Genomic DNA, 13,321 nt, shown 5'->3' with positions numbered 1-13,321 from the left:
CGCCATGCGCTCCGACAAGACGGCCCGCAACTACCAAGCCGGTATCACCCTTGCCGCCACGTTGATCTGGATCAACACCGACTTATTCAACACGGCCTAATGGTCGTAGGCGATCAGGGATCGTTTGTGGGGGGTTCCCAGGAGCCAGTTGTGCCAGATTCCGGCGGCGAGGGCGAGTAGTCGGCCGGCGACGCGGGAGTAAAGGCCCGGGATGGTGCGTCCGCCGTGGTCTTCGAGGGTGAGTTGGCCTTTGAGTGTGTCGAAGACGGACTCGACCCATTGGCGGATGCCGCCGAGTTTGCCGAAGCGTTTCTTCTCGTCTTTGCGGTCGGGGCGGATCAGATGTGCGCCGAGTTCTTCAGTAATGAACCCTTCAAACTTGCGCCCGGCGAAGCCTTTGTCACCGATGATGACCTGGCCGGGGTGCAGGAGATGGCGGTCGTGTCGGAGCATCGCTTCGGCGGCTTCGCGTTCACCGATTTTCGGGTTCGCGAGGCCCCAGATCACGGGCATTCCGTCCGGGGTGCAGATCAGATAGAGGCGGAATCCCCAGAAGTAGCGGGAGTGTGAGGCGCAGTATCCGTAGCCGGCGTGCCCGGCCAGATCGGATCGTTTCACCGTCTCCCGTGATTTTCCGCAGGGCACCGGGGTGGAGTCGATCAGCCGCGTGATCTCGCCCCAGGACGGGGTATCCCGGGCGAGTTCTGTGATCACCGCGGAGAGCAGCCCGGTGGCTTGGCGGACTCGTTTGCCCCACCCGGATTGTTGGGGCAGATTCGGGAACATGCTCTTCAGGTGCGTGTTCGCGTAGCGGATCCATTTTCGGTCCGAGGCGATGCCGAGCAAGTGTTGGGCGACGACGAGGCAGAGCAGCTCAATGTCGGTCAGGGCCGGCGGGCGCCCGGGCCGGCCCCGTCTCGAAAACCCCAGCGCGGGGATGATCCGATCGTCTAGATGGACGTAAAGTGTGGTCAGGAGGGTGTTTAGATCTGTCTTCACAAACAGGGTTTAACACCCTCCGCCCTCGATTAACAGCGTCCACGCGGCCAACCGCCTAATAGGACTCAATCATCTAGCGGTTCGACGGGTCTGCGCCATCGGCCTTGCCAAGGGGGTAGGGATGGGGCTCCTCCTCTGACCGAAAAGCAGTTCCAGGGACTCTCGACCTCCTACGGGCCTTCCGCTCTTCGAAAGTTTGGAGACGACTGGAATCGGGCCCGAACCGCGATCACAAGTGCATTCGCTTCTGACCGCCAGGACCAACTCGGAGAGGAACTCGCCGATTTCGAGTCCGCCAGGATGCTCTTGAACGACTTGGCCTCGGACGTTGACGGCCCAACCAGTTGGTTTGATGCCGCCGCCGCGCAATCAGCTCTGGTGACCCTCGGCTTTGGTGCCGGTGTGACCTACGCGCTCTCGCATCAGCTTCCCTCCGAAAGCCTGGTTTCATTCCTTTCCAAGTCCGCATACGAGCACTGGGCCGATCACTATCTCGGTGAGGACACACGTCTGCACCGTTTCCATGGGATGGACCGCTCGGAAGTCGTCGAGAACTATCGACGGCTGGACCGCGGTCTGATCGATGGCGCGGTGAGCACCATCATCACATCCGCTGTCGCGCGCCGTCCACGAGCCAACTACGGTCAGGCCAGCATCATCCGCCGAGAGGCAGAGAAGAAGAAGCGGCACATCCCCGTGCGCCAGCTCGTCGATCGTGCGCGGGACGTGATCCAAGCTATCCACCCATGCTTCATGATGAGTCCGCTCGCAGTCTCCCAGTATCTGCCCGCGGACCTCCACTTCGACGTCGTCATCTTTGACGAAGCGAGCCAGGTCACGCCAGGCGACGCGATCAACTGCATTTATCGTGGCAATGCCCTCATCGCAGCCGGCGACCAGCGTCAGCTGCCACCGATGTCGTTCTTCGCTGTTTCGGCTGTCGATGATGCCGACAGCGACGAGGAGAACCTCGCCACGGATTACGAGTCCATCCTGGACCTCATGAAATCGGCCGGACACTTCAACGCCTTGACGCTCCGCTGGCACTACCGCAGCCGTCACGAGCACCTCATCGCATACAGCAATGCCTCCTTCTACGACGGCAAACTCGTTACGTTCCCCGGCGCGATCGCTACGTCCGCCGACATGGGTGTCAAATACGTGCACGTCGACGGCGTATACCGGCGTTCGGCCGGTCAGGACAACCCTATTGAGGCGCAAGAGGTCGCCAAGAGAATCCTGCATCACTTCGAAACCAGACCAAACCTAAGTCTGGGCGTCGTCGCGTTTTCCGCGGCGCAACGGGACACGCTCGAGAACGCGCTCGAGATTGCGCGTGTCGACCGGCCGGAACTTGATCGCTTCTTCGAAGAAGACCGACAGGACGGCTTCTTCATCAAGAGCCTGGAATTTGTTCAGGGTGACGAGCGCGACGTCATCATCTTCTCCATCGGATACGGCCCAGACGAAGCCGGGAAGATCTACAAGAATTTCGGCGCGCTCAATCGTCAAGGCGGCGAACGCCGACTCAACGTGGCTATCACGCGTGCACGACAGCTGGTCGAAGTTGTCACGTCAATGTCGGCAGCGCAGATGGGAGAGGTCGGCAGCGAAGGCGCCCGTCACCTGCGCCGATATCTTGACTTTGCAGAACGAGGACCATCGGCCCTAAGCCTTGAACTCGGCGACGAGGGTCGGGGCACTGACTCGCCCTTCGAAGACTCTGTGATCGACGCAATCAGGAGCTGGGGCTATGAGGTCCAGCCACAGGTAGGCGTTTCCGGTTATCGAATCGACATCGGGGTCAAGCACCCGAACTACCCCGGCGCCTTCATGCTCGGCGTCGAATGCGATGGAGCCATGTATCACTCGTCGCGATCGGCGCGCGATCGTGACCGGCTTCGCCATGAGGTTCTCGAGGGCCTGGGTTGGAGAATCCACCACATCTGGGGCACGGGCTGGTACAGGAATCGCGAAAGGGAGCAGGCAACACTACGAGCACTGCTCAGTGAACTCGCCCTCCAACCCATGTCGGGCCGCACGGGTCCCGCCGAAAGCAAGAAGCGCTCAACCCCGATCGAGGTGCAGTTCGTGGACACCGTCTTCGACGAGGCCCCGACCTGGGCCATCCCGTATGCCAAGGCGACGCCCGATCGAATTCCCCAGTGGATGGACCTCTCTGACGCGCGCTACGCGCTGCAGCTCGTTGCCTTTGTCCGGGAAGTTGCAAACGCCGAGTCTCCCATTCACTTCGAGACTCTGTCGGCGCGATTGAGAGATGCCGCCGGGGTCGGTCGTGTTGGCAGCCGGATACGAAACACGCTGGTGCGGGCAATCCACTTCTCGAAAATCGATTTCGACGGGGACTTCCTCACAGTGGGCAGCGTGTCGGACGTTCGTGTTCGCATGCCATCGGATGGCGCGACGCGCGCCATCGAACACATTGCCCAATCGGAGCTGATGGAAGCAATCCGCGGCGTCGTTCAGGACGCCGGTGGCGCTCCACGGCCCGAGACCCTCGCAAGAGTCAGCCGACTTTTCGGCTGGCAACGCCAGACGTCTGGAATCACGATGAGGCTTGGTGGTCTCGTGGACCACCTCATCGCTTCAAACGAACTCGAAGAGACGGCCGCGGGCCTGCGCATGTCGCAGTGATCAACTGACGCCGACTGGAGCGGCTTGCGGTGGCCGCAGCGAATGAACGCTTTCAGAGTCTAAAACGTGCGCTCCGCGGAGATCGCAGCGCCAGCGAGCCGTGGAAACACCAGCTAGAGCACCCAACTACTGTGGAATTGCGGGCGTCCAGTCCGACAATGGCTCGCAAGCTCCTGAGGAATATCGAATGAAGAACAAGGAATGAAGAAGAAGATAGATGCCTTCGCCTACAGCATACGAGCGGTGCTCAAGGGCAATAAGTACTCCATCGACTACTACCAGCGCGAGTACAAATGGAAGACCAAGCAGATTGCGGAGCTGATAGCCGATCTCACCGCACGATTTTCCCAGGCTTATGACGTCACGCACACCCGAGAATCGGTGTTGGCGTATCCCCACTATTTTCTGGGTTCCATCGTCGTTAGTGACAAAGAAGGCACGCGGTTCATCGTGGATGGGCAGCAGCGTCTCACGAGCCTGACTCTGCTTCTGATGTATTTGCGTCGACTGCAAGCTGGAATGCCGGCCAGAGTCAATATCGACGAGCTCATCTACTCCGAAGCGTGGGGGATAGAGTCATTCAACTTGGACGTGGCCGAACGCGAACCCTGCATGCGCTCACTGTATGAAGATGCGTCCTTCGACCCGGAAGGAGCGAGCGAGTCAGTCGAGGCGATCTGGAATCGATTCGCGGACATCGAAGAGCTGTTCCCCAACGAACTCCGCGGAGACGCGCTCCCGTTATTCATTGACTGGCTGCAGCACTGCGTCCAAATCGTTCAAATCACGGCCTACGACGACGACGACGCCTACTCAATCTTCGAGACAATGAATGATCGGGGCCTGAATCTCACGCCGTCCGACATGCTGAAAGGCTACCTACTAGCGAACATCGGTGAAGGGCCCGCTCGAATCGCTGCAGGCGATTTGTGGAAGTCGCGCCTGGCCGGGCTGGCGGATCTCGGCAAAGAAGCAGACGCGGACTTCTTCAAGACGTGGTTCCGGAGTCAATACGCGAAGAAGATTCGAGAGCGCAAGCGGGATGCGATCCCGGAGGATTACGACAAGATCGGGACGGAGTTTCACCGCTGGTTGCGCCGGGACGCTGAGCTCGTCGGGCTCACCAGTCGTGCCGAGTTCGGGACCTTTGTGCAGCGAGACTTCGATTTCTATTCGAAGCAGTTCATCCGGATCTCAATCGCATCCACATCTCGTGACCCTAAGCCAGACCTTCCGTACATCGGCTTCAACAGCGACAACGGATTCACCCTCCAGTTCCAGCTCTTGATGGCCCCGCTCCGGCCACAAGACACCCCGACGGCAATCTCCACCAAGCTGATGCTCGTGTCACGATACGTGGACATCCTCCTTGCCTGGCGGCTGTGGAACAACCGCAGTATCGCTTATTCCACGATGCAGTACGCGATGTTCCTGGTCATGCGCGATATCCGAGGCATGGGCGTCGACGAGCTGGCTGCGCACTTGCACGGCGCTCTGTCGAAGGAATCAGAAACCTTTGCGAGTCTCGATCGACTCAAGCTTCACCAGCAGAATCGCCTTCAGCTGCATCGGATTCTGGCTCGGATAACTGACTACGTGGGCGTGCAATCTGGAGAGCCATCGCGCTACTTAGAGATGACAAACCAGATGACTACGCGCTACGAAGTCGAGCACATTTGGGCAGATCATCCAGAGAGGCATCTTGGCGAATTCGAGCACGCATACGACTTTGCCGAGCACCGCAATCTCATCGGAGACCTACTCCTCTTGCCGAAGAGTTTCAACGCAAGCTTTGGCGACCTGCCCTACGAGAAGAAGTTGCCGCACTACCTCTCACAGAATTTACTCGCTCGCTCCCTCCACCCTCAGTGCTACGAGCGGAACCCTGGGTTCGTTCGGTTCGTCCACGAGAATGGCTTGGACGTTCACCCGTATGACGAGTTCAAGGCTAGTTCCGTCCTTGAACGCGGCCAGCTGTATCAGGCGATCGCTCAGCAAGTCTGGAACCCCGATGACCTTCCAGCGATAGCCGCGGGTCTGCAGGCGTAAGGCCAGTCGGGCGGGATACGCTCCTATCGAGAATCACGGCACGTGCCCGCCTGATTTCCGCCTGAGAGTGATACACATCCCACCGGGAGACAAGCAGATGTGACACTAACCTCCACCATCGGTGGGCTGTCACACGCAGTTGATAGGCACAGTGTTGAGAAGCACAGTGTTGAGAAGCACAGTGTTGAGAAGCAAATAGGGCCGCCCGATGGGGTGGCCCTATTTTTTCGCGCTCACCTCACTCGCGCTCACCGCCGCCGGCGACGGCTCACCAGCAACCCGCCGAGGACCGCTCCGGCCAGCGTGAGCAAGGGCACGAGGTTCCACGAGAGCCCCTGCAGTTCCCTGCCGAGGCCGGTACTCGCTTCCAGCACCGGCGTGATCAGCACGTAGAAGGTGTATCCCACGCCGAAGCCGAGCGCGCCCCCGCCCAGCGCTCCCCAGATCCAGCCGAGGCCCGGGCCCCGTCGCGGCGATGCGGATGGTGTCTGATTCATCGTTCCCTACCCGGACTGAAGTGGCGCACGCGCGGAGCCTGACCTGAGCCTAGCTCCGGCGCACCCCGACAGCCAGGGCTTTGAGGCCGACGGTACACACGCGGCCCCCGCCATGGGCCAAGATAGAGGCCGTGAGACGAGCCGAATGACCGAGACGTGGCTGCGGAAAGTGCTGCCAGGGGTCGACACGGCCCTTCTCTACCGGCGCGCCTGGTTGCTGCCCGATCTCCGCGCGGGGCTCGTGCTCACCGCGCTGCTCATCCCGGTCGGTATCGGTTACGCCGAAGTCGCGGGGCTCCCGCCCGAGACTGGCCTGTACGCCACGATCATCCCCCTGCTCGCCTATGCCCTGTTCGGGCCGTCGCGGGTGCTGGTGCTCGGCCCCGATTCGGCCCTGGCGCCGATCATCGCGGCGGTGATCCTGCCCCTCGCCCTCGGCGACGACGTGCGCGCCGTCGCCCTGGCAGGGCTCCTGGCGATCATGGTCGGCCTGATCCTGATGCTCGGCGGAGTCCTGCGTCTCGGCTTCGTCACCGACCTGCTGTCGAAGCCCATCCGGGTGGGCTACCTCAACGCGCTCGCCCTGCTCGTGATCGTGTCGCAGCTGCCGGCGTTCCTCGGCTTCTCCGTCGCGTCAAAGTCGCCGTTTCGCGACGTGACCGCCATCGTCTCCGGTATCGCCGACGGCCGGGTCAACCCGACCGCGCTGTACTTCGGCCTCGGTTCGCTGGCCGTCATCCTCGTGCTGTCCTGGCGAAAGACGCGCATCCCCGGGATCCTGGCGGCGGTCGTGCTCGCAACGGCGCTGACGGCCATTCTCGGTCTGCAGGAGACCCTGCCCGTCGTCGGGGCGCTTCCCGGCGGGCTCCCGGCGCCGGCGTTCGGCGGCCTGGCGTGGGCGGATGTCGCGGCGCTGGTTGTCCCGGCCCTGGGGATCGCGCTGATCGCGTTCGCCGACACCGCCGTGCTCTCTCGCACGTTCGCGGCCCGCCGCGGTGAGAACGTCAACGGGAGCCGGGAAATGGCCGCCATCGGGACGTCGAATATCGCCGGCGGGCTGCTGGGCGGCTTCCCCATCTCGGCGTCATCGTCGCGCACGCCCGTCGCAGAGAAGGCGGGGTCACGCTCCCAACTCACCGGGGTGGTCGGGGCCGGGCTAATGGTGGTATTCATGCTGCTCACCCCCGGCCTCACCGGCTACCTGCCGTCGGCCGCCATCGCGGCTGTCGTCATGGTCGCCGCCGCCGGGCTGATCGACGTGAAGGGATTCTTCGCGCTCGTGCGGATGAACAAGGTCGATGCGTTCCTGTCACTCGCGGCCTTCCTCGGCGTGCTGGTGTTCGGCGTGATCGAGGGGATCGGCGTCGCGATCGTGCTGTCGCTCGGGGCCTTCGTCAGCCATGCCTGGCGGCCGTACCGGGCCGAGCTCGGCCGGATCAGGGGCATCCGGGGGTACCACGACCTGGCGCGGCACCCGGAGGGCGAACGGCTGCCCGGCATTGTGATCGTGCGCTTCGACGCGCCGCTGTTCTTCGCCAACGGGGGGATCTTCGACGATTACGTGCGAGCCACGGTCACCGCGGCGGACAGCGACGTGCACACGGTCATCCTCGCGGCCGAGCCCATTACCGACATCGACACGACGGCCGTAGAGGAACTGCTCGAACTCGACGATTTTCTCGCGTCCCGTGGCATCACGCTCATCTTCGCCGAGATGAAGGGTCCGGTGAAGGACCATTTGCGCGACTACGGGCTGACCCGGCGGTTTCCGCCCGAGCGGTTCGCACGCACCGTCGGGGAAGCCGTCGACGAGGCTACCGGCACGTTGCGCGGCGACCTCGAGGGGACCGAGTGGGACGGCGACGGCTGACGTGTGCCCGGCCGGAGATTTCGAGCTGCGCGGGTAGTACGCCGTTGCGCGGGTGGCGCAACTGCCGCGCAGCGGCGCACCACCCGCGCATCGTTCCGATGTCGTCGAACCGGCAGTGGGTTAGACGCTCGCGAGCCAGAGGTCAGGGCCGAAGATCTCGTAGTGAATGCGCTCGGCCGGCACGCCGGACTTCAGCGCCTGCGAGCGGAGGCTGCGCATGAACGGCAGTGGGCCGCAGAGGTAGACCGACGCGTTCTCGGGGATCGTCACGCCATCGAGGGACATGAAGCCCTCGTGGGCGCCGTCACTCGGGATCTCGAGCCACAGTTCCAGCTCGGCAGCCTCCAGGAGTGCGACATCCTCGTTCATCTGGTCCCGCAGGGCCCAGCGCTCGAGGGTGCTCTCGGCGTGGAGCACGATCACCTCGCGCTTGGAATCGCTCTCGACGAGCGACCGCAGGATCGACGCGCTGGGGGTGCAGCCGATGCCGGCCGAGGCCAGGATCAGCGGGGTGTCACCCTCGGTGAGGGTGATGTCTCCGCACGGGTTGGACAGGATCAGGGTGTCGCCGATCTGAACGTCGCGGTGCAGGGCGGGGGAGACCTCGCCGTCGGCGTCCAGCTTGGTGGTGAAAACGCGGGTCGTGGCCGTTCCGGCCGAGAGTGAGTACTGGCGCACCTGGCGGATGCCGTCCGGCATCCCCACGGTGACGCTCACGTACTGGCCGGGCAGGGCGGGCGAAACGGGCGTGTCGTCGGCCGGCTCGAGGGTGAAGGTCAACGCGTCGGTGCCCGCGGCATCCTTGCCGATGACGGTCCACGGAGCCAGCGGCTTGTCGTTGGCGGCGCCGGCGTACAGGCCCTTCTCCAACTTGATCAGGGCGTGGGCCATGAGCCAGTAGACCTCGGTCCAGGCGCCGGCGATTTCGGCGGTGATCACGTCGCTCAGTTCGTCGGCGATGGCCTCGAAGAGGTACTTATAGACGACGTCGTACTGCTCGGGCTGGATGTCCAGGGAGACGTGCTTGTGGGCGATGCGGGAGAGCATGGCCTCCGGGGTGGTGTCCGGGTTGTTCACCAGGTAGGTCGCGAAGACGGCGATGCTGCCGGCCAGAGCCTGCTGCTGCGACCCGTTCTTCTGGTTCGAGCGGCTGAAGAGCCCGTCGAAGAGTTCCGGGTGGGCGGCGAACATCCGGGCGTAGAAGTTCTTCGCAATCGCCTGAATACGCTCGCCCACGAGGGGGAGAGTGGCTTCGATGAGGGGGAGGGACTGGGTCGAGAGCATGCGGTCTCCTTTGTTTCTGGGTGTCTCCCCAAAGTAGCATTTCAAATACTTATATACGGACGAGGGCCCGTTTCCCGCTGCATTGGACGGGGGGAAGTGAGGCGCTCAGCCCGGTGGGCGGAGGCCCAGGGTCAGGGAAACCGGCTGGTTCGACCGGTTCCGGGGGAGCGAGGAAATCACAATGTCGTCGAGTGCGGCGTAGAAGGCTTCCCGGGCGCGTCGCAGCGCCGTCCGCAGGCCGCAGCCGTCGATGAGCGGGCAGACGCCGTCGGGCGTTTCGCAGTCGGCGAGGTCGGCGCGGGTGTCGAGCTGCCGCAGGACCCAGCCGACCGTGGCCCGGCGTCCCGCGTCGCTGATCCGCACTCCGCCGGCGCGTCCGCGCACGGCCTCGACCAGCCCCAGCTCGCGAAGCTTGATGATGGCCTTGCTGACGTGGTTGTACGGTGTGCCGACCTGCGTCGCGATGTGTCTGGTGGTCTCCAGCGCGGATTCCGGGGCGGCGGAGAGGAGCATGACGATGCGCAGGCACACATCGGAGAAAGCATTGATCCTCATGGATACAGAGTAGAGGGCGCTGCTGTGCCTGCTAACCGCTGTGCCTGCTAGCCGCGGGGTGCGGCCGATTCGGGTGCCTTCAGCGCCTCGAGTGCGGCCTCGTGCAGCAGGCCGTTGGTGGCCAGGGCGCTGCCGTGCCAGGGGCCCGCCTGCCCGTCGACCGAAGTGAACCGCCCGCCGGCTTCCTGCACGATCGGCACGAGCGCGGCCATGTCGTAGGGCTGCAGGTCGAACTCCCCGGCGATGTCGAGGTGCCCTTCGGCGAGCAGCATGTACGACCACATGTCTCCGTACGCGCGGGTGCGCCAGACCCGGCGGGAGAGGGCGATGAGGGAGTCGAGCCGTCCGGCCGAGTCCCACTGCTGGATGCTGTTGTAACTGAGTGACGCGTCGTCGAGCGCCGCCACCCCGGAGACCCGCAGGCGCTCCGGCGCGGCATCGGGAGCGCGCTCGTCGAGCATCCAGGCGCCGCCGTCCGTGCGCGCCCACCACCGCTTGCCGAGCGCGGGGGCGCTGACCACCCCGACGACCGGGACGCCGTCGACGGCCAGGGCGATGAGCGTCGCCCAGATCGGGATTCCGCGCAGGAACCCGGCGGTGCCGTCGATCGGGTCGATGATCCACTGGCGCGAGCCGGACCCCTCGGCGCCGTATTCCTCGCCGAGGATGGCGTCGCCCGGCCGCCGCTGGGCGAGACCGGCGCGAATGGCGCGCTCCACGGCCTGGTCGGCATCCGTCACGGGGGTGCGATCCGGCTTCGTCGTGATCACCAGGTCGAGGGCGTGGAAGCGCTCACGGGAGATGGCGTCGGCCCGATCGGCGAGCTCGAGGGCCAGGGCCAGGTCGTCGTCGAGCGAGGGGTTCAGGGGTTCGGTCACGCTCCCAAGGATAGTAATCCGGGGCGACTCTCCCGAACGCGCCCTCGATTGGCGAACTGTGGGTTCGTGGTGTTATCGTTGGTCTTCGGTTCGGGTTAGACCCCGAACCGAAAGCATGCACCTCTAGCTCAATTGGCAGAGCAACTGACTCTTAATCAGTGGGTTCCCGGTTCAAGTCCGGGGGGGTGCACCACAGCACGAGGACAGAAGGCCCGGCCCGCATTGCGGCCCGGGCCTTCTGCTTGTTCCCCCCTGTTCTCCCAGCCACCCCCCCCGGCTGAGATGCGGAGAGAGTACCTTCGCTTCGACATTGAAGGTTCTTTGTCCGCAACTCAGCCGAAAGTGGGTCCGTCCCCCGAAGCGCCGACTGGTGGCGCGGTCGGGAAAGACGCAGTGTTGACTGACGCTGCAACCTGGTGAACGGAACCCCGATGCGAAGACTTCCCGGCCTCGTGCTGGCAACCCTGCTGATCGTGGGCCTCACGTCCGGGCTCGCCGTCGGCCTGGATCCGCAGGCCGCTACCGCCGCGCCGTCGTCGAGTGAACTCGACGCCGCCCGTCGGACGATTCTCGGCCAAACGAACGCGGCCCGCGCCGGCAAGGGCCTGGCACCGCTCCGGCTCAACGCGTCGCTCAACACCGTTGCCCAAAACTGGACGAAGAAGATGTCCGACTCCGGTGTGATGGGCCACAACCCCGACTACTTCAGGCAGTATCCGGCGGGCGCCTCGTCCGGCGCCGAGAACGTCGCCTTCGGCTACGCCGTCGAGAGGGTGACCCCCGCCTGGCTGAATTCCCCGGGGCACTACGCCAACATCATGTCGAAGTCGACCGACATCGGCATCGGGTACTACTACGGCTCCGACGGGAGGCCGTACTACACCCAGAATTTCGCTTCCTACTCGGCGACAACAATTGAACCCCTGACCCCGCCCGCTCCCTCATCCTGGAAGGACTTCACCGGCGACGGCCGCCCCGATGTGGCGGCCAGGGACTCGGCCGGGTACCTGTGGCTCTATCGGGGAAACGGCTCCGGGCTGGGTTCGCGGGTCAGGATCGGCTCCGGCTGGGGCACGATGACGACCATCATGGCCGGCGGGGATTTTAGCGGCGACGGCCGGGCGGATGTGATCGCCCGCGACGCGGCCGGCGATCTCTGGCTCTACCATGGCACCGACTCGGGGTTGGGCTCGCGGGTCAGGATCGGCTGGGGCTGGACAGCGATGACGGCCCTCGCGGCCGGCGGCGACTTCACCGGCGACGGCCGGGCGGATGTCCTCGCCCGGGACTCGGCCGGCGCACTCTGGTTGTACGGCGGCACGGGGTCCGGCCTGGGCGCCCGGGTCAAGATTGGCTCCGGCTGGAACGGGATGACCTCGATTGCCGCCGGCGGCGACTTCAGCGGCGATGGCCGGGCGGATGTCATCGCCCGTGACACCAGCGGCTACCTCTGGCAGTACCGCGGCACCGGGTCCGGGCTCGGCTCGAGGGTTCAGATCGGTTCCGGCTGGAACCTGATGACGGCCATCACCGCGGGCGGCGACTTGAACGGCGACGGCCGGACCGAGGTGGTCGCCCGTGACAAGAGCGGCTACCTCTGGCTGTACCGCGGCACCGCAACGGGTCTGGGCGCACGCGAGCAGATTGGCTCGGGCTGGAATGTGATGACGGCCATCCTCTAGGAGAAGACCTTGACCATGCCGAGCACGGCCGGTGTCATCAGAACGATGAAGAGCACCGGGAGAATGCAGAACACCAGGGGGAACAAGACCTTGACCGGCACCTTCATTGCCTTCTCCTCGGCCCGCTGGCGGCGGCGCAGGCGCATCTCGCTGGCCTGGATGCGCAGGACGTCGGCAATCGCGAGGCCGTAGGCATCCGCCTGGATGATCGAGCGGGTGAAGCGTCGGAGGTCCGGAGACGAGGTGCGCTCGGAGAACGCCTCGTAGGCGGCCTTGCGGGCCTGGCCGATGCTCATGTCCTGCAGGGTGCGGATGAACTCCTCTGCCAGGGGGCCTTTGCCGTTCGTCGCAGCCTTGGCCATGGCCGACTCGAAGCCGAGGCCGGCTTCCACGGCGATGGTCATCTGGTCGAGGGTGTCGGCGAGCGCGTTCTGGATCTCCTCCTGCCGCTTCTGAGCCTTGCTGAGGATGAGCAGGTCAGGCAGGAAGAAGCACAACAGGGTGACGAAGATCCCGAGGGCCAGGCGTGGAACGCCGGGATCGCCACTGATGAACCATCCCGACAAGAGAAGCGCGACGATGCCCAGGATGGGCTTGGCCATCAGGATCCTGTCGACGGTCCAGGCGGGCGGGCGACCCGCCAGTGCCACCTGGCGGGCGAGCATGCCGACATAGCCGGTCGGGGCGATGTCGCGCATCCTGGTACCGAGGGAGGCGCCCATGGAAACCGCAGCGGATGCGGCCTCAGGACCAACGGTGACCCGTTGCGGGCGGCGGCTGCCGACGAGGATTCCCACCAGGGCCCCGAATCCGCCGGCAATCGCGAGGATGGCAATGAATGACGTCATTGGA

At 64.4% G+C, this 13,321-nt stretch carries 10 protein-coding genes and 1 tRNA gene; 5 read left to right on the top strand and 6 right to left on the bottom strand.

What is annotated here, in order from left to right; all coding sequences use genetic code 11:
- Positions 1 to 96: 96 nt before the first annotated feature.
- Entirely contained in the window at positions 97 to 999 is a 903-nt protein-coding gene (locus tag E3T33_RS10090; RefSeq protein WP_134575242.1) for an IS982 family transposase, read from the bottom strand.
- 306 nt (positions 1,000 to 1,305) lie between these two features.
- On the opposite strand from E3T33_RS10090, the gene E3T33_RS10085 reads away from it, so the two are divergent.
- Together E3T33_RS10085 and E3T33_RS10080 are read left to right on the top strand one after the other, a co-directional pair.
- The gene (locus E3T33_RS10085) at positions 1,306 to 3,654 is read left to right on the top strand and encodes a DUF3320 domain-containing protein (protein WP_166784461.1); all 2,349 of its coding nucleotides are present in this window, start codon (positions 1,306 to 1,308) and stop codon (positions 3,652 to 3,654) included.
- A gap of 201 nt (positions 3,655 to 3,855) precedes the next feature.
- On the top strand, positions 3,856 to 5,703 hold the full coding sequence (locus E3T33_RS10080) for a DUF262 domain-containing protein (protein ID WP_134575241.1): 1,848 nt from the start codon (positions 3,856 to 3,858) through the stop codon (positions 5,701 to 5,703).
- Positions 5,704 to 5,951: 248 nt separating this feature from the next.
- On the opposite strand, the gene E3T33_RS10075 is transcribed toward E3T33_RS10080, so the two are convergent.
- On the bottom strand, positions 5,952 to 6,200 hold the full coding sequence (locus E3T33_RS10075) for a hypothetical protein (RefSeq protein WP_092325293.1): 249 nt from the start codon (positions 6,198 to 6,200) through the stop codon (positions 5,952 to 5,954).
- Between the two features lie 145 nt (positions 6,201 to 6,345).
- Here E3T33_RS10075 and E3T33_RS10070 point away from each other — a divergent pair, with 145 nt between their 5' ends.
- The gene (locus E3T33_RS10070; protein ID WP_092325295.1) at positions 6,346 to 8,070 is read left to right on the top strand and encodes a SulP family inorganic anion transporter; all 1,725 of its coding nucleotides are present in this window, start codon (positions 6,346 to 6,348) and stop codon (positions 8,068 to 8,070) included.
- Positions 8,071 to 8,190: 120 nt separating this feature from the next.
- Here E3T33_RS10070 and E3T33_RS10065 read toward each other — a convergent pair whose 3' ends face one another.
- The 3 genes from E3T33_RS10065 to E3T33_RS10055 form a co-directional block, all read right to left on the bottom strand.
- Positions 8,191 to 9,354 (bottom strand): globin domain-containing protein, encoded by a 1,164-nt coding sequence (locus E3T33_RS10065; protein WP_092325297.1) that lies wholly within the window; start codon positions 9,352 to 9,354, stop codon positions 8,191 to 8,193.
- A gap of 105 nt (positions 9,355 to 9,459) precedes the next feature.
- The gene (locus E3T33_RS10060) at positions 9,460 to 9,909 is read right to left on the bottom strand and encodes an Rrf2 family transcriptional regulator (RefSeq protein WP_092325299.1); all 450 of its coding nucleotides are present in this window, start codon (positions 9,907 to 9,909) and stop codon (positions 9,460 to 9,462) included.
- A 47-nt stretch (positions 9,910 to 9,956) separates the two neighbouring features.
- Positions 9,957 to 10,787: an inositol monophosphatase family protein gene (locus E3T33_RS10055; RefSeq protein ID WP_134575240.1), complete on the bottom strand. Its 831-nt coding sequence runs from the start codon at positions 10,785 to 10,787 to the stop codon at positions 9,957 to 9,959.
- 117 nt (positions 10,788 to 10,904) lie between these two features.
- Here E3T33_RS10055 and E3T33_RS10050 point away from each other — a divergent pair.
- Together E3T33_RS10050 and E3T33_RS10045 are read left to right on the top strand one after the other, a co-directional pair.
- Positions 10,905 to 10,980: transfer RNA gene (locus E3T33_RS10050), tRNA-Lys, on the top strand.
- 238 nt (positions 10,981 to 11,218) lie between these two features.
- Positions 11,219 to 12,469: an FG-GAP-like repeat-containing protein gene (locus tag E3T33_RS10045; RefSeq protein WP_134575239.1), complete on the top strand. Its 1,251-nt coding sequence runs from the start codon at positions 11,219 to 11,221 to the stop codon at positions 12,467 to 12,469.
- Here the strand turns inward: E3T33_RS10045 and E3T33_RS10040 are convergent.
- Positions 12,466 to 13,317 carry a type II secretion system F family protein gene (locus tag E3T33_RS10040; RefSeq protein WP_134575238.1) on the bottom strand — a complete coding sequence of 284 codons (852 nt, stop codon included), beginning with the start codon at positions 13,315 to 13,317 and terminating at the stop codon, positions 12,466 to 12,468. The two genes, E3T33_RS10045 and E3T33_RS10040, sit on opposite strands and share 4 nt — an antisense overlap.
- Between the last annotated feature and the right edge of the window lie 4 nt (positions 13,318 to 13,321).

This window comes from Cryobacterium sp. TMT1-2-1, from assembly GCF_004403955.1.
GTDB lineage: Bacteria > Actinomycetota > Actinomycetes > Actinomycetales > Microbacteriaceae > Cryobacterium > Cryobacterium psychrotolerans.
This window is presented reverse-complemented; position numbering and strand designations above follow the sequence as displayed.

Coding starts and splice junctions, on each gene's coding strand:
- E3T33_RS10080 (WP_134575241.1), top strand. CDS start 3,856: ATGAAGAAGAAGATAGATGCCTTCGCCTACAGCATACGAGCGGTGCTC.
- E3T33_RS10075 (WP_092325293.1), bottom strand. CDS start 6,200: ATGAATCAGACACCATCCGCATCGCCGCGACGGGGCCCGGGCCTCGGC.
- E3T33_RS10070 (WP_092325295.1), top strand. CDS start 6,346: ATGACCGAGACGTGGCTGCGGAAAGTGCTGCCAGGGGTCGACACGGCC.
- E3T33_RS10065 (WP_092325297.1), bottom strand. CDS start 9,354: ATGCTCTCGACCCAGTCCCTCCCCCTCATCGAAGCCACTCTCCCCCTC.
- E3T33_RS10060 (WP_092325299.1), bottom strand. CDS start 9,909: ATGAGGATCAATGCTTTCTCCGATGTGTGCCTGCGCATCGTCATGCTC.
- E3T33_RS10045 (WP_134575239.1), top strand. CDS start 11,219: ATGCGAAGACTTCCCGGCCTCGTGCTGGCAACCCTGCTGATCGTGGGC.
- E3T33_RS10040 (WP_134575238.1), bottom strand. CDS start 13,317: ATGACGTCATTCATTGCCATCCTCGCGATTGCCGGCGGATTCGGGGCC.